At 53.1% G+C, this 19,191-nt stretch carries 19 protein-coding genes and 1 pseudogene; 10 read left to right on the top strand and 10 right to left on the bottom strand.

The features are described from left to right. Positions 1–1,299, bottom strand: a complete 1,299-nt coding sequence (locus ABK821_RS11215) for a D-amino acid dehydrogenase (protein WP_138360253.1) — start codon at positions 1,297–1,299, stop codon at positions 1–3. A gap of 321 nt (positions 1,300–1,620) precedes the next feature. On the opposite strand from ABK821_RS11215, the gene ABK821_RS11220 reads away from it, so the two are divergent. Next, positions 1,621–3,153 carry a SpoVR family protein gene (locus tag ABK821_RS11220; RefSeq protein WP_138360252.1) on the top strand — a complete coding sequence of 511 codons (1,533 nt, stop codon included), beginning with the start codon at positions 1,621–1,623 and terminating at the stop codon, positions 3,151–3,153. 57 nt (positions 3,154–3,210) lie between these two features. Here ABK821_RS11220 and fadR read toward each other — a convergent pair whose 3' ends face one another. Next, entirely contained in the window at positions 3,211–3,930 is a 720-nt protein-coding gene (fadR, locus tag ABK821_RS11225) for a fatty acid metabolism transcriptional regulator FadR (protein WP_138360391.1), read from the bottom strand. A 243-nt stretch (positions 3,931–4,173) separates the two neighbouring features. Here fadR and nhaB point away from each other — a divergent pair, with 243 nt between their 5' ends. The 5 genes and pseudogenes from nhaB (at position 4,174) to ABK821_RS11250 (ending at position 8,449) form a co-directional block, all read left to right on the top strand. Beyond that, entirely contained in the window at positions 4,174–5,721 is a 1,548-nt protein-coding gene (gene nhaB, locus ABK821_RS11230) for a sodium/proton antiporter NhaB (RefSeq protein ID WP_138360390.1), read from the top strand. 135 nt (positions 5,722–5,856) lie between these two features. Then, positions 5,857–6,387, top strand: a complete 531-nt coding sequence (gene dsbB, locus ABK821_RS11235; RefSeq protein ID WP_138360251.1) for a disulfide bond formation protein DsbB — start codon at positions 5,857–5,859, stop codon at positions 6,385–6,387. A gap of 111 nt (positions 6,388–6,498) precedes the next feature. Further along, positions 6,499–6,843: a DUF1971 domain-containing protein gene (locus tag ABK821_RS11240; protein ID WP_142501468.1), complete on the top strand. Its 345-nt coding sequence runs from the start codon at positions 6,499–6,501 to the stop codon at positions 6,841–6,843. Between the two features lie 130 nt (positions 6,844–6,973). Beyond that, a pseudogene (locus ABK821_RS11245) lies at positions 6,974–7,315 on the top strand (SOS response-associated peptidase family protein); the annotation flags it as partial. 753 nt (positions 7,316–8,068) lie between these two features. Then, entirely contained in the window at positions 8,069–8,449 is a 381-nt protein-coding gene (locus ABK821_RS11250; protein WP_138360248.1) for an RND transporter, read from the top strand. A 153-nt stretch (positions 8,450–8,602) separates the two neighbouring features. Here the strand turns inward: ABK821_RS11250 and ABK821_RS11255 are convergent, their stop codons facing one another. From ABK821_RS11255 to ABK821_RS11265, 3 genes are all read right to left on the bottom strand, one after another. Next, complete coding sequence (locus ABK821_RS11255; RefSeq protein ID WP_138360247.1) at positions 8,603–9,049, bottom strand: YcgN family cysteine cluster protein; 447 nt, start codon at positions 9,047–9,049, stop codon at positions 8,603–8,605. Between the two features lie 94 nt (positions 9,050–9,143). Next, complete coding sequence (locus ABK821_RS11260; protein ID WP_138360246.1) at positions 9,144–9,803, bottom strand: fumarylacetoacetate hydrolase family protein; 660 nt, start codon at positions 9,801–9,803, stop codon at positions 9,144–9,146. 21 nt (positions 9,804–9,824) lie between these two features. Next, entirely contained in the window at positions 9,825–10,106 is a 282-nt protein-coding gene (locus ABK821_RS11265) for a YcgL domain-containing protein (RefSeq protein WP_138360388.1), read from the bottom strand. A 126-nt stretch (positions 10,107–10,232) separates the two neighbouring features. On the opposite strand from ABK821_RS11265, the gene minC reads away from it, so the two are divergent. The 3 genes from minC to minE are packed head-to-tail and all read left to right on the top strand — an operon-like array spanning position 10,233 to position 12,039. After that, a complete protein-coding gene (minC, locus tag ABK821_RS11270) occupies positions 10,233–10,931 on the top strand; it encodes a septum site-determining protein MinC (RefSeq protein ID WP_138360387.1) in 699 nt (232 codons plus the stop codon). 22 nt (positions 10,932–10,953) lie between these two features. Then, positions 10,954–11,766: a septum site-determining protein MinD gene (minD, locus tag ABK821_RS11275; protein WP_138360245.1), complete on the top strand. Its 813-nt coding sequence runs from the start codon at positions 10,954–10,956 to the stop codon at positions 11,764–11,766. Positions 11,767–11,769: 3 nt separating this feature from the next. Continuing rightward, positions 11,770–12,039 carry a cell division topological specificity factor MinE gene (gene minE / locus ABK821_RS11280; protein WP_138360244.1) on the top strand — a complete coding sequence of 90 codons (270 nt, stop codon included), beginning with the start codon at positions 11,770–11,772 and terminating at the stop codon, positions 12,037–12,039. A gap of 72 nt (positions 12,040–12,111) precedes the next feature. Here minE and rnd read toward each other — a convergent pair whose 3' ends face one another. The 5 genes from rnd to ABK821_RS11305 all read right to left on the bottom strand — a co-directional run bounded on the left by rnd (position 12,112) and on the right by ABK821_RS11305 (position 18,636). Continuing rightward, positions 12,112–13,236 carry a ribonuclease D gene (rnd, locus tag ABK821_RS11285; protein WP_343178690.1) on the bottom strand — a complete coding sequence of 375 codons (1,125 nt, stop codon included), beginning with the start codon at positions 13,234–13,236 and terminating at the stop codon, positions 12,112–12,114. A gap of 81 nt (positions 13,237–13,317) precedes the next feature. Beyond that, complete coding sequence (gene fadD / locus ABK821_RS11290) at positions 13,318–15,003, bottom strand: long-chain-fatty-acid--CoA ligase FadD (RefSeq protein WP_138360242.1); 1,686 nt, start codon at positions 15,001–15,003, stop codon at positions 13,318–13,320. 207 nt (positions 15,004–15,210) lie between these two features. Continuing rightward, a complete protein-coding gene (locus tag ABK821_RS11295) occupies positions 15,211–15,798 on the bottom strand; it encodes a Slp family lipoprotein (RefSeq protein WP_395033941.1) in 588 nt (195 codons plus the stop codon). A gap of 39 nt (positions 15,799–15,837) precedes the next feature. Further along, entirely contained in the window at positions 15,838–16,533 is a 696-nt protein-coding gene (gene tsaB / locus ABK821_RS11300) for a tRNA (adenosine(37)-N6)-threonylcarbamoyltransferase complex dimerization subunit type 1 TsaB (RefSeq protein ID WP_138360240.1), read from the bottom strand. A gap of 192 nt (positions 16,534–16,725) precedes the next feature. Next, entirely contained in the window at positions 16,726–18,636 is a 1,911-nt protein-coding gene (locus tag ABK821_RS11305) for an ATP-dependent DNA helicase (protein ID WP_138360239.1), read from the bottom strand. Between the two features lie 132 nt (positions 18,637–18,768). Between ABK821_RS11305 and ABK821_RS11310 the strand changes: the two genes are divergently transcribed. Continuing rightward, on the top strand, positions 18,769–19,113 hold the full coding sequence (locus tag ABK821_RS11310) for a RidA family protein (protein ID WP_343178686.1): 345 nt from the start codon (positions 18,769–18,771) through the stop codon (positions 19,111–19,113). The last annotated feature ends 78 nt before the right edge of the window (positions 19,114–19,191 follow it).

Genomic DNA, 19,191 nt, shown 5'->3' on the forward strand with positions numbered 1-19,191 from the left:
TTAATTATGAACACCGTGCAAATGTCGGGCACGAGCCGGGGAAAACCCACGCTGATAGCGAGTGACCGCAAGATCGTCATACGGAATCGCCGGGGTTCGTCCGGAGATCAAATCGCTAAGCAGTTGCCCTGAGCCACAAGCCATGGTCCACCCTAACGTGCCATGCCCGGTGTTGAGCCACAGATTTTTATACGCCGTACGGCCTACCACCGGCGTACCATCCGGCGTCATCGGCCGCAATCCGGTCCAGAAGGTCGCTTGCTCAATATGACCGCCACGGGGGAACAGATCGCGTACCACCATCTCCAGAGTCTCACGCCGCGACGGCAGCAGTGTTTTATTAAAACCGACAATCTCCGCCATGCCCCCGACGCGAATACGCTTATCGAAGCGGGTTATGGCGATTTTGTAAGTTTCATCCAGAATAGTCGATACTGGCGCGCCGTCTTCTTCCGCCAGCGGAATCGTGAGTGAATAGCCCTTCAGCGGATAAACCGGAATATCCACCCGCCCTTTCAGCATAGCCGTTGAATATGAACCTAATGCCATAACGTATGCATCAGCTTTGATGATTTCAGACCCGCATTTCACACCGGAGATCTGCTCCCCTTCATATAACAACGCATCCGCTGCCGTATTAAATCTGAAGGTCACCCCCGCCTGCTCCGCCATCGCCGCCAGACGCGTGGTAAACAGCTGGCAGTCGCCGGTTTCATCGTTGGGTAAACGTAAACCGCCGGTCAGCTTATGACTGACCTCGGCGAGCCCGGGTTCAACCTCCCGCAGATGCTGCGCTTCCATCAGTTGATAAGGCACACCCGCCTCTTGCAGCACGGCAATATCACGGGTGGCGTTTTCAAACTGTTTAGCCGTGCGAAAAAGCTGCAGAGTCCCGCCCTGGCGGCCTTCATACTGGATACCGGTACTTTCACGCAGCGCTTTCAGGCAATCGCGGCTGTATTCGGCCAGACGCACCATGCGTCCTTTATTCTCCATGTAGTGACGGGTATCGCAGTTGCGCAGCATCTGCCACATCCATCTCAACTGGAACTGCGTCCCGTCAAAACCAATCGCCAGCGGCGCATGACGCTGGAATAGCCATTTGATTGCTTTCAGCGGCACGCCAGGCGCTGCCCACGGCGCAGCATAGCCCGGAGATATCTGTCCGGCATTTGCAGCGCTTGTCTCCTCAGCGGCTCCCGGCTGACGGTCAATTACCGTCACCTGATGTCCTGCCTGGCTTAAATACCAGGCGCTTGCGACCCCAACGACCCCACTTCCCAGTATAACGACGCGCATATCGGCTCCGTAATCGTTAAAGAACAATCATCTAATTACAAATTGATAACCCAGATGAAAATATTATTCAACATACGCTTTATTTATGATGACCCGCTTCACAGGATTCACCGCCAGTAGTGGCCCCACTGATTTACAATCTCCTGCTACGCTCCCTTTTTCTTCAGAATAAAATTCTGATTAAAGCGCAAAATAACGCCTTTAAGATTGTGAAATCGCGAAGAAAAGAAATTGCTCATCAACGCAGTTTACGGCACCGTGTTCTATGCTTGTTTAGAGGTTTTCCGTACAGAGAGAACCACCAACAATGAGGGCGCGCTAATGGCTACGATTGATTCCATGAACAAGGACGCAACCCGTTTAAGCGATGGACCCGACTGGACTTTTGAACTGCTGGAGACTTATCTGGCAGAAGTCGACCGGGTGGCGAAACTGTACCGTCTTGATACCTATCCGCACCAAATTGAAGTGATTACTTCCGAGCAGATGATGGATGCGTACTCCAGCGTCGGGATGCCTATCAACTACCCGCACTGGTCATTTGGTAAAAAATTCATTGAAACCGAACAAGCTTATAAGCACGGTCAACAGGGCCTGGCCTATGAGATTGTGATTAATTCCAACCCCTGCATCGCCTATTTAATGGAAGAGAACACCATTACCATGCAGGCGCTGGTGATGGCTCATGCCTGCTACGGGCATAACTCCTTCTTCAAAAACAACTATCTGTTCCGCAGCTGGACAGATGCCAGCTCAATCATTGATTATCTGATCTTCGCACGTAAATACATCACCGAATGTGAAGAGCGCTACGGCGTTGATGAAGTCGAGAAACTGCTCGACTCCTGCCATGCCTTAATGAACTATGGTGTCGACCGTTACAAACGCCCACAAAAAATTTCCTTACAAGAGGAGAAAGCACGGCAAAAAAGTCGCGAAGAGTATCTGCAAAGCCAGGTGAATATGCTGTGGCGTACTTTACCGAAGCGCGAAGAGGAAAAAATCGTAGAAGCCAAACGCCGGTATCCTTCGGAACCGCAGGAAAATTTGCTCTACTTTATGGAGAAAAACGCGCCGTTACTGGAGCCCTGGCAGCGTGAAATCCTGCGCATCGTGCGTAAGGTCAGTCAGTACTTTTATCCGCAGAAGCAGACTCAGGTCATGAACGAAGGCTGGGCAACTTTCTGGCACTACACCATCCTCAATCATCTTTACGATGAAGGAAAAGTGACGGAGCGCTTTATGCTTGAGTTCCTCCACAGCCATACCAATGTCGTGTTCCAGCCGCCCTACAATAGCCAGTGGTATAGCGGCATTAACCCGTACGCACTGGGCTTCGCCATGTTCCAGGATATTAAACGTATTTGCCAGTCGCCGACGGAAGAGGACAGATACTGGTTCCCGGATATTGCCGGTTCTGACTGGCTTGAAACGCTGCATTTCGCCATGCGGGATTTTAAGGATGAGAGCTTTATCAGCCAGTTCCTGTCGCCGAAAGTCATGCGCGATTTCCGCTTCTTTACCGTGCTCGATGACGATCACAACAACTATCTGGAGATATCCGCTATTCATAACGAAGAGGGATACCGTGAGATCCGCTCGAAACTTTCAGCACAGTACAATCTGAGCAATCTTGAGCCCAATATTCAGGTCTGGAATGTTGACCTGCGCGGTGACCGCTCCTTAACCCTGCGCTACGTGCCGCATAACCGCGTACCGTTAGATAAAGGCCGCCGTGAAGTTCTTAAGCATGTTCACCGCCTGTGGGGATTTGATGTTCTTCTGGAGCAGCAAAACGCCGATGGCAGCGTTGAACTGCTGGATCGCGTTCCTCCGCGGCAAAATGCGCTGTAATGATTGAAAGCAAAACGCCCGGCAGTCACGCCGGGCATTTTTTATCATTCACCGGGTTTAGCGCATATTGATAGCTAAATCGCCTGGCAGGCTTTTTTGCATACGGTGCCAAATCTCACCGCTGTCGCGCCCATAGCGGCGCACAATCTCATAAACCTGCTCGTAAAGGCCCTCTTCACAAACTTTCGCCAGTTGATGATAGAAGCCCAACGCCAGACTACGCGCTTCCGGACTGGAGAAATAGTGGCGACCAATGCGTGTATACAACCCTTTCATACCATTGAGGATCAGGCCGTAGATCGGGTTACCGGACGCAAAAGCCAGACCGCGGAAAATGTTGTAATCCAGCTCAGCAAAGGCATCCGCATGATCTTCCACCTCATGCGCGCTCGCCAGCACGTCCAGCGCCTTGTCCGGATGCTGGCGGAATGCGGTGCGAATAAATATAGTCGAAATATTCGTCCTCACCGACAGCAGGTTATCAATGAGCTGCGGTACGCTGTCATGATCGAGACGCGCCAGGGTTTCGAGAATATTCAGGCCCGATGTTTCCCAGAAATTATTCACCTTCGTGGGTTTCCCGTGCTGAATAGTTAACCAGCCATCGCGGGCCAGGCGTTGCAACACTTCACGTAAGGTTGTACGGGTCACACCAATCAGTTCAGAAAGCTCACGTTCAGCGGGAAGAATTGAACCAGGAGGAAAGCGGTTATTCCAGATACTCTCAATGATGTACTCTTCAGCGAAACCCGCAGGGCTTTGCGCCTTAATGACCATAATAATATTTCCATTACACAGCGTTGCAATTTTACTCATCATACCAGAGCACCCTTGAGGCAGATAGCGCCAGAGAGCAATTAAAAAGGGATCGCTGTTTCATTTTAGACTTTTCATTTCACGCTTTTTCTTGTTGAAGAAGGTGATATAAAGCGGATTACAAGTTTTTTACCCAACTGGCAATCTTGCGCATAGTCACGTATAAAAGTGTGTTGAATTTTTGACGGAGAAAGAATGGCTGTCATGGAAATGTCTTATGGCCGCGCCCTTTGGCGCAATTTTCTGGGCCAGTCTCCGGACTGGTATAAGCTCGCGCTTATTATTTTCTTAATTATTAATCCCTTAGTCTTTCACCTCAACCCGTTTATCGCCGGATGGCTGCTGGTGGTTGAATTCATCTTTACCCTGGCAATGGCGCTTAAGTGTTATCCGCTGCTGCCGGGGGGACTGCTGGCGATTGAAGCTGTCTTTATTGGTATGACAACCCCCGGCCATATCCGGGAAGAAGTTGCCGCTAACCTGGAAGTCCTGTTGCTGCTGATGTTCATGGTGGCGGGGATTTACTTCATGAAACAGCTGCTGTTGTTCATCTTCACCCGCCTGCTGTTGGGTATACGCAGTAAAATGTTGCTGTCGTTGGCATTCTGTATTGCGTCCGCCTTCCTCTCCGCCTTTCTGGACGCGCTGACCGTCGTGGCGGTGGTCATTAGCGTCGCCGTCGGTTTTTATGGTATCTATCACCAGGTTGCTTCAGCGCGCCCGGATGATCACGATCTCCTTGATGATAACCACATCGAACAGCACTACCGCGATGTGCTGGAACAGTTTCGCGGTTTCTTACGCAGCCTGATGATGCATGCGGGAGTCGGTACGGCGCTCGGCGGCGTGATGACGATGGTCGGTGAGCCGCAAAACCTGATTATCGCTAAAGCCGCTGGCTGGCACTTTAGTGAATTTTTCTTACGCATGTTACCCGTCACGCTGCCTGTGCTGGCCTGCGGCCTGGCAACCTGTCTGCTGCTGGAAAAATTCCACCTTTTTGGCTATGGCGAACCGCTGCCGCCAACCGTGCGCAAAGTGCTGCAGGATTTTGACGATCGTAGCCGTCATAGCCGTAGCCGCCAGGATCGCCTGCGGCTTATCGCGCAGGGCATTATCGGCGTCTGGCTGATCGTCGCGCTGGCGCTGCACCTTGCGGAAGTCGGTCTGATTGGCCTGTCGGTGATTATTCTGGCCACCACTTTCTCCGGGATCACGGATGAACATGCGATCGGCAAAGCGTTTACCGAAGCTCTGCCATTTACCGCTCTGCTTACCGTCTTTTTTGCCGTGGTCGCGGTGATTATCGATCAACATCTGTTCGCCCCGGTGATTGAATTTGTCCTGCAAGCGTCGCCGCATGCTCAGCTTTCGCTGTTTTATCTGTTTAACGGCCTGCTGTCATCGATTTCCGACAACGTTTTTGTCGGCACGGTCTACATCAATGAGGTGAAGGCGGCTCTGGCACAGGGCACCATTGGCCTACCGCAGTTTGAGATGCTGGCGGTGGCGATCAACACCGGCACCAACCTGCCATCGGTGGCGACACCGAACGGCCAGGCGGCGTTCTTGTTCCTGCTCACATCCGCCCTGGCACCATTGATACGTCTCTCATACGGCCGGATGGTATGGATGGCGCTGCCGTACACCCTTGTCCTGACGCTGGTTGGTCTGGCGTGCGTCGAGTTTACCTTAATGCCGGCCACGCAGTGGATGCTCGACCACGGCTGGCTGGTTACGCCCCAGTTATAAAAATAGCGCGGCGCGTACCCGGCGCACTCACCGGGTACGCAGGATTTGTTTACGGAATATTTTCAGACGAGTTGATGGCGTCGGTGCGGTTTTCGTTTACACTGCCATGATTTAGCATGTTCCAGGGAAATGATTATGTTGCGATATCTAAACCAGTGCTCAAGGGGACGCGGTGCCTGGCTCCTGATGGCGCTAACCGCGTTTATTCTTGAATTGGTTGCATTGTGGTTCCAGCACGTGATGTTGCTGCAGCCATGCGTGCTGTGCATTTACGAACGCTGCGCGCTTTTCGGCGTGATGGGAGCCGGTATTGTCGGCGCGATCGCCCCGAAATCCCCGCTGCGCTATGTAGCAATCGTTATCTGGCTTTACAGCGCCTTCCGTGGGCTGCAGTTGTCGTGGGAGCACACCATGATTCAGCTCCACCCTTCCCCTTTCCAGACCTGCGATTTTGCCGCACGCTTTCCCGGATGGTTACCGCTGGATAAATGGCTGCCTCAGATTTTCGTTGCAACCGGTGACTGCGCCGTACGCCAATGGGAGTTCCTGACCCTGGAGATGCCGCAATGGCTGGTCGGGATTTTCGCCGCCTATCTGATTGTTGGCGTGCTGGTGCTTATTGCTCAGCCGTTTAAACCGAAAAGACGCGATCTTTTTGGACGCTAAGAGTGATTGCGGGTAAAGCGCTCCTTCGGGAGCGTTTTTTTGCGTGTTGACGTCGGCCCCTAAAAGTTGCATGTTAAATACAACTTATTTATCTTCACTCAGGAGCACATGATGTCTCATCTGCGAATTCCCGCTGACTGGAAAATAAAACGTTCCACGCCGTTTTTCACCAAACGGAATGTTCCCGCTGCCCTGTTGACTCACCACAACACCGCCGCCGGTGTTTTTGGCCAGCTTTGTGTGATGGAAGGCACTGTCATCTACTACGGTTTTGCTGATGAACAGGCGACTGAACCGGAAGTGAAAGTGGTGATAAACGCCGGTCAGTTTGCCACCAGTCCACCGCAGTACTGGCACCGTATCGAGCTAAGCGACGATGCGCAGTTCAATATTAACTTTTGGGTCGCAGACGATGCCGATGGCGAAAGCGGGCTGTTCCACGGGAAGAAAGAGTAATTCGCGCCTTACTGCGGCCGATTTCACATTCTCTGTTTTAGTGCGCGATATCTGTGGTGCTTTTATTTTCCATCCATGCCCACCGCCTTTCCCATATCCTGTCGTTTCAGTTTGAAGACTGGAGGTGATCATGTGCGCACATTTTGCCCAGTCACAGGCACGCAACGCATACCTGGCTTATCTGGCTGAAGAGGGCGAGTGCGATATTGCTTATGATCCTGACCCCATTGGCCGGTATAACGTCTCACCCGGTACCAAAGTTTTGTTGCTGAGCGAACGTGATAAGCAACTTCACCTCGATTCGGTTCACTGAGGATATGCGCTGACGTAGTGGGATAAGCCTCCACTCATTAATGCTCGCCTGGAAACCGCAGCGACAAGCAGGATGTTTATCCCTCTCTGGCAGCACGGCCGGGCTATTTGCTTTGCCGATGGTTGGTTTGAGTGGAAACGTGAAAGCAGAAAGCACGAAATTCCAATTTCTCACTTGAGGAATTCTCTTGCGATAAGGTTTGAGCAAATACACTTAAGGCCATAAGGGCCATTGCCTTTCAATCCCATAGCATCAGCAGACCACGCGACCACCATTGTTTGACAGGACGACCACCGGCCGCCCTTGCAAATCTGGCCGGAATGCCAATATCCCGTACTCCACTTTGCGCGCGCTATCGACACCCGTCACCTGTCCCGACCTCAACCATGTTATCTGTCGTTAGCGATTGCTCGCTCAGTCGTTCTTGCCACGGCTACCAGCCGGGAAGCTGACGATTCCATAAATTATCCATTTTGTTACCGGATTGTTGGATTATGATTTACATACCTCACACCCTTGAGGATCGTGGTTAACCACGGAATGATGATGTGTTGCATATCTCTTGTCAGATTTGACGCCGCCATATTCCTGGCGGTTTTTTTTCCTCATCATCAAACAGGCAGCCGTTGATAACATGTATTGCTGTCAACAACGGATAAAAAGCGGGCCTTCCGCGAATCAGGCGGAAGAAAATTATGCCTTCCGTTTTATGAGTCTGATGTGTGAAGCCATCACCTGCAACTGCGTAATCGTGTTGTCAAGGAGCATGTTAACCGTCTGAAAATGCGAAAGCCCATTTTCGATCCGTTAGTGACAGTGGCCCCCTCCGACATGTTGAATTACAAATTCAAACACATTTACAACAGCCCGTGCATGATAGTTATCCTGTACAGTCAACTGAGGGTGACAGCGATGGGTAAAGTTAAATTTGTTTTGTTGTTGGCTACGCTGTCCTCTGTATCGTTCTCCTCGGCAGCGTCATATTGCGAATCTAATAATATAGGCGGGCAGTTGTGCTTTCATGATGATGGAACGACATCCAGCAGTATTCCAAATGGGGTCAACGGGTTCGATACTTACTCAAGCGACGGAAAATGGTCAAGCACTATGCCAGATCTGGCGGGTACGAAAGAAGATATTGAAGGCTCGACGCTACCAAACGATGACGATGTAACCCACTCTTCGTCCAGTGAATCCGACAGCACGCTTATGGGCAAGGACTGGAATTCTGCAGCAAACATCCAGTCAGATGGCGCCGCGACATCCAGTGCGGCCATAGTAAATGCGCCATAACCGACTGCAGGTGTCATAATCCATCTTCGTCCGTTCATACACCCGGCGCCCTCGACGCGGCTAAACCAGCGGGATGATCATTGTTTGAGGATAAAACCAATAGGCTACCCCACACCATTTCTGTGCAGGAAAAATAGCGTATAAATCATGACATCAACTGGCCCAATCCGGCTTATTGAGGATATGATCCTGCCAGTCAACCACGCTGGACTCTTTTACCGCGATATGGCGAACGGAAATCCGCTCACCGTGCATAGCGGCCTTCGAACCCGTCAATAGCGGATGCCAGGAGGGTAACGGCTTTCCTTCCGCCAGCAGACGATACGCGCAGGTCATCGGCAGCCATTCAAACGTTGGCAAATTGTCGCGCGTTAACTTAATGCAATCCGGCTCATATTCGAAACGGCGCGCATAGTTACGACACTGGCAGGTTTTAATATTGAGCTGACGGCAAGCGACGTTAGTGAAATAAATCTCGTCGGTATCCTCATCCATCAGCTTATGCAGGCAGCACTGTCCACAGCCATCGCAGAGTGATTCCCACTCCGCATCGCTCATTTCATCCAGTGTTTTTTGTTGCCAGAAAGGTTGGTCGCTCATTAGGATGTCCGTCATTGCAATTCAGGGTGCACCTTATAACCACTCTGGCACGCCGTTGCAAGTTTTGCCGCCCTGAAAAGGCGGCAAACGGACGTTACAACACACGAGTGGTCAACGATAATCCATTAAAACCAATCTCCAGTTCGTCGCCGCCGTTCAGCGGGCCAACACCTTCCGGCGTGCCAGTCAGCACCACGTCACCGGCTTTCAGCGTGAAGAAACGCGACATATACGCAATCAACGGCGCGATTTTGTGGATCATATCAGCCGTTGTGCCGTGCTGACGCACTTCACCATTTACCTTCAGGCTCAGCGGCGTATTCTGCACATCGCCATGAAATTCCGCCACCGGAATAAACCCGGAAATTGGACAGGCGTTATCAAAGCCTTTCGCTTTTTCCCAGGGCTGACCAGCCTTTTTCATTTTTCCCTGCAAATCGCGAAGGGTCAAATCAAGGGCCACGCCATAGCCTGCGATAGCCTTCAACACGTGCTCTTCCGTCGCCTGCCGTAAGGTGCCGCCAATCAGCACCGCCAGCTCGACTTCATGATGCACCGACCCCAGACCTTCTGGAAGCACTAACGGCTGGCGAATGTCGCACAGCGCCGTCTCAGGTTTAATAAACAGCACCGGCTCTTCCGGCGTCGCACTGCCCATCTCTTTGATATGTTTAGCATAGTTGCTACCTACGCAAACCACTTTGCTTACCGGATAATCCAGTAACGCGCCCTGCCAGTTATGATGTTGGTACATTATTTATTTGCCCTCAGTGGGTTAATCAGATTTATTCCCCTGTTCCGCCAGGTGTTTCTTGAGTAAATTTTCAGGTGGAGGAGGAAGTTGCAGGTAATAGCCCTGATCGGTCAGCGCCTGCTTCACGTTCTCTAAATCGGCTTGAATCAGTTTTTTCCGTCCATCGAGCGGCAGAATCATTGCCAGTTTAGGCATACCGAAGCTACGCATTAATTCGTCGGGAACGCGGGAAAAATCGTCCTTTTTTTCGACATATAAATAGGTTTGCTCACGTTTAGTACTTCGATAGATCACACAAAACATAGTTTTACTCGGAATTAGACCTATGGTCACTTGCCTCAATATATGAGTGACTATAACATGCCTTTTAGTCTTCGGAATATCACCGCACTTCGCCGGTTGATAAACAGCAAATTGAGTAAGGCCAGGATGTCAAATACGCCAATCGAACTTAAGGGAAGTAGCTTCACCTTATCCGTTGTTCATTTGCACGATGCAAGTCCCGAGGTTATTCGTCAGGCGTTAGAAGAAAAAATCGCCCAGGCCCCCGCCTTTTTACGTCATGCTCCGGTGGTTGTGAATATTAGCGGCATTGAAGAGGCCGTCGACTGGCGCGCGCTGCATGAAGCTATTGCGAGCACGGGTTTGCGTATCATGGGCGTAAGCGGATGTAAGCTCCCTCGCCTGAAAGCAGACATTGACCGTGCGGGCATTCCTTTATTAACTGAAGGGAAAGAACATATTCCCCGTCAGGCGGTTGCTGAACCGCCAGCGCCGCCGCCAGTTGTTAATCAGATCACAAAAACGCGTTTGATAGATCAGCCGGTACGTTCCGGACAGCGTATTTATGCACCACACTGTGATCTCATTGTGACAAACCATGTGAGTGCCGGCGCGGAACTTATCGCTGATGGTAATATCCATGTATATGGCATGATGCGGGGACGCGCGCTTGCTGGCGCGGGCGGCGACAGAGACGTCCAGATATTTTGTACCCACCTCTCGGCGGAACTGGTGTCCATCGCGGGGGAATACTGGCTGAGTGATAACATTCCGGCCGAATTTTATGGCAAAGCGGCGCGCCTGCGTTTAGGCGATAGCGCTTTGACAATTCAATCGTTGAATTAATCCCTTTTAACAAGGAATTTCTATGGCACGCATTATTGTTGTGACTTCGGGTAAAGGAGGCGTTGGCAAGACCACCTCCAGCGCGGCCATCGCTACTGGTTTGGCCCAGAAGGGAAAAAAAACGGTCGTCATCGACTTCGATATCGGTCTGCGTAACCTTGACCTGATCATGGGCTGTGAGCGTCGCGTCGTTTATGACTTCGTCAACGTCATCCAGGGAGACGCCACCTTAAATCAGGCGCTTATCAAAGACAAGCGTACGGAGAACCTCTATATCCTTCCAGCCTCGCAGACCCGTGATAAAGAGGCTCTGACCCGCGAAGGCGTAGACAAGGTTCTCGAAGAACTGAAAAAGATGGGTTTTGATTTTATCATCTGCGACTCTCCGGCTGGTATCGAAACCGGCGCGCTGATGGCGCTGTATTTCGCGGATGAAGCCGTTATCACCACCAACCCGGAAGTCTCCTCCGTCCGCGACTCCGACCGTATCCTTGGCATTCTTGCATCGAAATCCCGCCGGGCGGAAAAAGGTGAAGATCCGATCAAAGAGCATCTGCTGCTGACCCGCTATAATCCGGGTCGAGTGAACAAGGGCGATATGCTCAGCATGGAGGACGTGCTGGAAATTCTGCGCATCAACCTGGTGGGCGTCATTCCTGAAGATCAGTCCGTATTGCGCGCATCCAACCAGGGTGAACCGGTGATTCTGGATGAGACTTCGGACGCGGGTAAAGCCTACGCCGATACCGTTGAACGTCTGCTCGGAGAAGAACGTCCTTTCCGCTTCGTAGAAGAAGAGAAGAAAGGTTTCCTCAAACGCCTGTTCGGAGGATAAATTATGGCATTACTCGACTTTTTTCTCTCGCGGAAAAAGAACACGGCCAACATTGCGAAAGAACGCCTGCAAATCATTGTCGCGGAACGTCGTCGCAGCGATGCGGAACCGCATTATCTGCCGCAGTTGCGCAAAGACATTCTGGAAGTGATTTGTAAGTATGTGCAGATCGACCCGGAAATGGTCAGCGTACAGTTGGAGCAGAAAGACGGCGATATCTCGATTCTGGAGTTGAACGTCACCCTGCCGGAAACCGAAGAGTCGAAATCCTGACCCTGCGAGGTGGTAAAAAACCGGCAACGCTATGCGATGCCGGTTATTTCCCTCCCTGTGCGCTCACCCGCGTTAAATCTCTGAACGCGGATACTCGCTTAATAGCGCCTTCAGGCGATCGGCCATCAATTCACCACGCCAGCCGGAAATCAGTTCTGGCTCCCCGTTGCCGTTTTTTAACCCCCAGTGCCCGTTCAACAACTGATTAATCTGCCTTCTCGATGCCAGCAGTTCCGCACTTATGCCCTTCTCCACGCTCACCGTCTGTACCAGCGCTTTAATCGCTTTAAACACCTTGCGATACCCCGGCATATCAACCAGGTTCTGTAGCGGCTCTGGCAACGCCTCTTCCGGCTGCGCCTGCGCTTTTTCGACGAGGCTTATCAACGTCTTACCGTGGAAGCGAATTTCGCTGCCCGATAACCCCAGGCTATCAAGCTCCCCCAGGCTGCCAGGCATATAGCGCGCGACGTTCCACAGATGTTCCTCTCGAATGACAAAGTTGACCGCCAGGTCACGCTCGCGCGCTTTACGTAAACGCCAGTCGGCCAGCAGTTGCAGACACCCCAACTGGCGAGTGCGCAGTTGCCAGGCATTGCCGATATCGCGCCACGCCTGCGCCGGATCCTGAACCTCCTGACGACGCTGCTGCATTAACTGGCATTCATCCAACGCGGCGGATAGCCAGCCGGCGCCTTCAGTTTCAGCCATTAACTTGTTGGCGATAGGTAGCAGGTACCAGACATCCGCAGCAGCATAAATGCACTGGCGTTCCGTTAACGGACGGGCCAGCCAGTCGGTCCGTGATTCGCTTTTGTCCAGCGCCACGCCGCTATACTCTTCGACCATCGATGCAAATCCCCATGACATCGGACGTCCGCAAAACGCGGCCAGAATTTGCGTGTCGATTAGCGGTTGCGGCATCAAATGAAAAGCATTAAGAAACACTTCCAGATCTTCACTGCCGGCATGCAGATATTTAGTCACGTTTTTATTCAGCAGCAGTTCACGCATCGGCGCCCAGTCTGTAATGACCAGTGGGTCAATCAAGGAAACCTGTTCGCCATCAAACAGCTGAAGCAGACCGAGTTGGGGATAATAGGTACGAGTACGGACAAATTCCGTATCCAGCGCAATGGCCGAAACCGCGCTTGCCGCTTCACAGATGGCGCGAAGGCCATCATCGGTGGTGATCATCTGATAGTTCAAATCGTACTCTCTTAACTTGCGCCCATAAAAAACGCCGGCTTAGCCGGCGTCTGGCGATTCACTCTTAGCTCAGGCTTTATTGTCTACTTTAGCGCGGGCTTCGTCACGCAGTTCTCGCCGTAAAATTTTACCGACATTGGATTTTGGCAGTTCATCGCGAAACTCGACCAGCTTCGGAACCTTGTAGCCGGTCAACTGACGACGGCAAAAGGTAATAAGCATCTCTTCCGTCAGCGCCGGGGCTTTCTTAACCACGAAAATTTTGACGGTTTCACCGCTGCTACCTGACGGCACGCCCACCGCAGCGACTTCCTGCACGCCGGGGTGTTGCATGACCACATCTTCAATTTCATTAGGATAGACGTTGAACCCGGATACGAGGATCATATCTTTCTTACGATCGACGATGCGCAGAAACCCCTCTTCATCCATTATCGCGATATCGCCGGTATGCAGCCAGCCATCCTTAATGATTTCAGCCGTCTCATCCGGGCGTTGCCAGTAGCCCAACATCACCTGCGGCCCTTTCACACACAGCTCGCCCGGCTCGCCCGGCGGCACGTCATTATCGTCGTCATCCACCAGTTTCGCTTCAGTGGAGGGCACCGGCAGACCAATACTGCCGCTGTGATAATCAATATCGTGCGGGTTAACGCTCACCAGCGGCGCGCACTCCGTCAGGCCATAGCCTTCCAGAAGATATTGCCCGGTCAGCTTCACCCAGCGCTCAGCAACCACCTGCTGTACCGGCATCCCGCCACCGGCGGAAAGATGCAGAGAGGAGAAGTCGAGTTCCTGAAACGCTTTGTTATTAAGCAGAGCGTTAAACAGGGTATTTACCCCGGTCATGGCGGTGAAGGGGTATTTCGCCAGCTCTTTGACCATACCTGGAATATCGCGCGGATTAGTAATCAGCAGATTCTGCCCACCCCGTTCAATAAACAGCAGACAGTTCATGGTCAGCGCAAAGATGTGATACAGCGGCAACGCGGTGACCACCAGCTCTTTCCCGCGATGCAGCAGCGGCCCGTAGGTGGCATTCACCTGCTCAAGGTTCGCCAGCATATTGCGGTGAGTCAGCATTGCCCCTTTCGCCACGCCGGTTGTCCCGCCGGTATACTGGAGGAAAGCGAGATCCTGTGAAACAATTTCCGGTTTGATGTACTGCATTCGGTAGCCGTGCTGCAACGCACGACGAAATGAGATCGCGTCCGGCAGATGGTATTTGGGCACCAGCCGCTTAATGTACTTCACCACAAAGTTCACCAGCGTCCCTTTTGCCGTAGAGAGCTGATCGCCCATACGCGTTAAAATTACGTGCTTCACCTGGGTTTTATCGACCACCTTCTCCAGGGTGTGTGCAAAGTTAGAGACAATCACAATGGCCGCCGCCCCGCTGTCATTAAGCTGGTGCTCCAGTTCACGCGGCGTGTATAGCGGGTTAACGTTTACCACGATCATCCCTGCGCGCAGGATACCAAACAGCGCCACCGGATATTGCAATAAGTTAGGCATCATCAGGGCAACACGGTCGCCTTTTTGTAAACCTAATCCCTCCTGAAGATAAGCGGCGAACGCCCGGCTGCGCTCCTCCAGCTTCCGGTAGGTCATCACCTCACCCATATTGATAAATGCCGGTTGGTCAGCATAACGGGTTACGGATTGTTCAAACAGTTCAACCAGGGATTGATAGCGGTCAGGGTTTATCTCCGCGGGAACATCTGCGGGATAACGGTTTAGCCAAACCTTTTTCACTGCATCACCTCTGAAATAGCTATTCGTCGTCATCACAGCCCCTGATTGAAAACATTCTGTTAACATTATATTAACTCAGCGTACCAGTTTATTAATCAGCCGTTTTACAGGTTGCGAAGCGCGTCACTATTTATTTTTCTTATTTGACTGAAAACGAAGAAACAGCGGACCAGCCGCTGTTTCTTTTAACTTATAAAAACTACAAAATCATTCAGTTACAACGTTTCTCACTTCTGCCGGGCCCGGATTATACCAGCCCCAGCCCCAACCACCGTATCCGTAACCCCAGGGTCGTGGGCCGAACAGCCACGGGTCAAATGGCTGCGGCGGCATCACCACCTGCTGCACGACGTTCCAGCGCTTATAGCCGGTCGCATTCATCAGCATGAATTTATATGGCGTACTGCCCACTTTGCCATTCACGACACCGGTGATCGGGCCAACGACGGTCACCAGTTGACCACGAAAATCTACCGGATCGAGAAACCCGTTCACATCGGCAAAAATGCGCCCGCGCGAAGGTTCCCCCAGTTCCGGACGCGCAGCGTTGTCCAGCTTGACAGTCGCGATCTCTAAACGGGTTTTACCCTGCTGATTCTGCACGCTGACAACTTTACCGCCAAAACGCGCTTCCTGGCCAACATACAGCTGCGGCGCGTTCATCACCCGAATTAAATCCTGCTGTGGCGTCGGGCTGGTGCCTTTAATGGCATCCGGTACCGAAGCGCACCCACTCAGCGCGGCGACAACCACTGCCGCCACTAACCAACGCACTGCGGTTTTTTGATCCGCCATGATGCAACTCCTTCTTCTCAGGCCTGGTGTTACTGAGATTCATTCGCGGCCTGGAAGTTTCTTCCAGGCCACTTCATTACGCAAATAAACTGGTTCCGCGTGTTCAACCGCCACGGTTTTACCCGCCGTAAACAGGTAACAAGCCAGCGGCAGCATATCCTGAGCTTCAGGAAGCTGAATCTCCCCGTCAACCAGCGTCAAACCGGAGCCCTTAGCCATCTCCGGCCACGCCTGCCAGCCAGTTCCGACTGTCGCCCACTCACCTTCCAGCCGCTGTAGCCGCTCGCTCACCGCTTCAGGCTTGAGCACCGACTCACTCGCTTCGCCGTGCCAGACGCCCTGCGCGTCGCGCTGATATTCTGCCCAGTAGACTTCCCCCATTCTGGCGTCAATCGCCGCCAGAACGCGCGTTGCGCCGGTTTTGCGCCATGCCCCCTGGGCCATAGTCGCCAGCGAAGAGACGCCAATCATCGGCAACTCAGCGCCCAGCGCCAGCCCCTGCGCGATACCGATACCGATACGCACGCCGGTAAAACTGCCCGGCCCGCGGCCAAAGGCCAGCGCATTAAGCCCGGTCAGTAGGATGCCGCTTTCAGTGAGGAGATCCTGCACCAGCGGCAGGATTCGTTGCGTATGTTCACGGGGACAGATTTCAAAATGAGCACTAAGGGTGCCATCATTCCACAGCGCCGCGGAGCAAGCTTCCGTGGCGGTATCGATAGCCAGAATTCGCATGGATCGTCACGCTCTCGTTATATACCCTTCGTATTTCCAGCAACATTTTGCCAGGGCTATGTGCATTCATCCCCGTCACATCGTTATCTATGTTCCGGGGAACCACACCCTTGCCGCCGCAAAGCCACTCGAAATGCATTGGGTATAGCAGATTCACAAAATGGCGCGCAGCTTACCACATATTGCGCCAGATTACCTCGCTGGCGGCAGCGCAAGAAAACGTATCGCCCGACGGATATCGCGAGTCCGCGGCGCGGGCGGTAAGCTGGCGAGAAACACCGCGCCATAGGGGCGCATCACCAGACGGTTATCGCAGATCACCAGCACCCCGCGATCGTCAATGTCGCGAATCAGGCGCCCCACCCCCTGTTTTAGCGTAATCACCGCATCCGGTAGCTGGACCTCATCGAAAGGATCGCCGCCGCGCAGACGACAATCTTCCATGCGCGCTTTGAGGAGCGGATCGTCCGGCGAGGTGAACGGCAGTTTGTCGATAATCACCAGCGAGAGGGTATCGCCGCGCACGTCCACCCCTTCCCAGAAGCTGCTGGTCGCCACCAGCAACGCATTCCCGGCGCTCACGAACTGCTGCAAAAGCTGGCCCTTACTGGTTTCCCCTTGTAACAGCACCGGCAGGGTCATGGTCGCGCGGAACTGTTCCGCCAGATCGCGCATCATGGCGTGCGAGGTACACAGCATAAAACAGCGCCCGTCATTGGCTTCAATCAGCGGTTTAAGCATTGCCGCCAGATGCCGCGCTGCGCCGGGCTTGTTCGGCAAAGGTAAATTACGCGGCACGCAGAGCAGCGCCTGATGGGCATAGTCAAAGGGGCTGGGCAGCAGCAGCGTTTGCGCTTCGCTAATCCCCAGACGATCGGTGAAATGGTGCAAATCGTCGTTTACCGACAGCGTCGCCGAGGTAAAGATCCAGCTCCCGGACTTTTGCGTCATAACGTCTTTAAATTTATCCGCCACCGTGAGCGGAGTCAGCGCCAGGGTGAAGTGACGGGAAGTGCATTCATACCAGTAGCTAAAGCCCGGCTGGTTGGTCTCTTTCAGCCGTTTGAGGCGGCCACGGTAAATCGTTGCCCGTTCGAAAGCGGCATCCAGCAACGCTGAGCGCCCCAGCGACAGCTTTGCCACGTCGTAGCACAGCTCCAGCGCATCATCGAGGAGCAGCAACGCGCGCTGAATATTGTTATCCGCCAGCAGATCGCGCAAATTGCCGCGATAGCCTGGCTCCCCGAGCTGCAGGCGAAAATCCTGCGTGCTCTGGGCAAGACGGTCAGCGCATTTCTGCAACTGCCGGGTATCTTTTAACTCGGTGCGATAAGCAATAGTGATATCTTTCGCCAGATCCAGCAACTGGCGGCTGGAGAGCGACTGGCCAAAGTACTGGCTGGCGATATCCGGCAACTGATGCGCTTCATCGAAGATCATCACTTCCGCCTCCGGAATAAGCTCGGCAAAGCCGCTCTCTTTCACCACCATATCGGCAAGAAACAGATGGTGGTTAACGACCACCACGTCGGCATCCATCGCCTTTTTACGCGCTTTCACCACAAAGCACTCTTTATATAGCGGGCAGTCGCTACCGAGGCAATTATCGTTGGTGCTGGTCACCAGCGGCCAGGCCAGCGAGTCTTCGGCAACGCTCACGCAGGTGCTGATATCGCCATCCACGGTTTGATTCGACCACGAGCGCAGCAGAATCACATCGCTGAGGGTTTGTACCGGCAGATCCCCTCCGGCAAGCGCCTGTTGCTCAAGACGCTCAAGGCAGAGGTAGTTGGAACGCCCTTTCAGCAAGGCCAGTTTGCCGGTGAACTTCAGCGCGTTGGCGACGGTGGGCAAATCCCGGCTGTAGAGCTGATCCTGCAATGCTTTCGAGCCGGTGGAGATAATGACTTTCTTGTTGGCCCGTAGCGCAGGCGCCAGATAAGCGTAGGTTTTGCCGGTCCCGGTGCCCGCCTCAACCACCAGCGGGCGGGTTTCTTCAATCGCGCTGGCGACGGCGAAAGCCATCTGGCGCTGCGGTTCGCGTGGTTTAAATCCCGCAATCGCGCTGGCCAGCTGGCCGTCTGCTGCAAAATCGTCGATCACATTACCCCCTGGTTATTTGGACAGTGATTATGTCAGGGTGGCGTGGTTTTCGCCAGCACGGGTAGTGACGCAGGAGAAACATTGTGGCAGTCTTGCCGCAGCTTAATGAACCGGAACAACGAGGAAATGAACATGACTATTACGCGTATCGATGCCGAAGCCCGCTGGTCTGATGTTGTTATTCACAACCACACGCTGTACTACACCGGCGTACCATCAAACCTTGACGCCGACGCCTGCGCGCAAACCGCCGACACACTGGCGCAGATTGACGCGGTGCTGGAAAAACAGGGCAGCGACAAGTCGCGTATACTTGATGCCACCATTTTTCTCACCGACGGCGACGATTTTGCGGCCATGAACCAGGCCTGGGATGCTTGGGTCGTCGCAGGGCATGCGCCAGTTCGCTGTACGGTACAGGCGAAGCTGATGAACCCGCGTTATAAAGTCGAGATTAAGATTATCGCGGCGGTGTAAGCGGCAATCATGTCCGCCGGATAAGGCAACGCCGCCATCCGGCATCTTACCGCACCGAGCCTGATGGCGCTGCGCTTA

Origin of the sequence: Klebsiella sp. KE9456 (genome assembly GCF_043832615.1) — a bacterium.
Taxonomy (GTDB): domain Bacteria; phylum Pseudomonadota; class Gammaproteobacteria; order Enterobacterales; family Enterobacteriaceae; genus Klebsiella; species Klebsiella indica.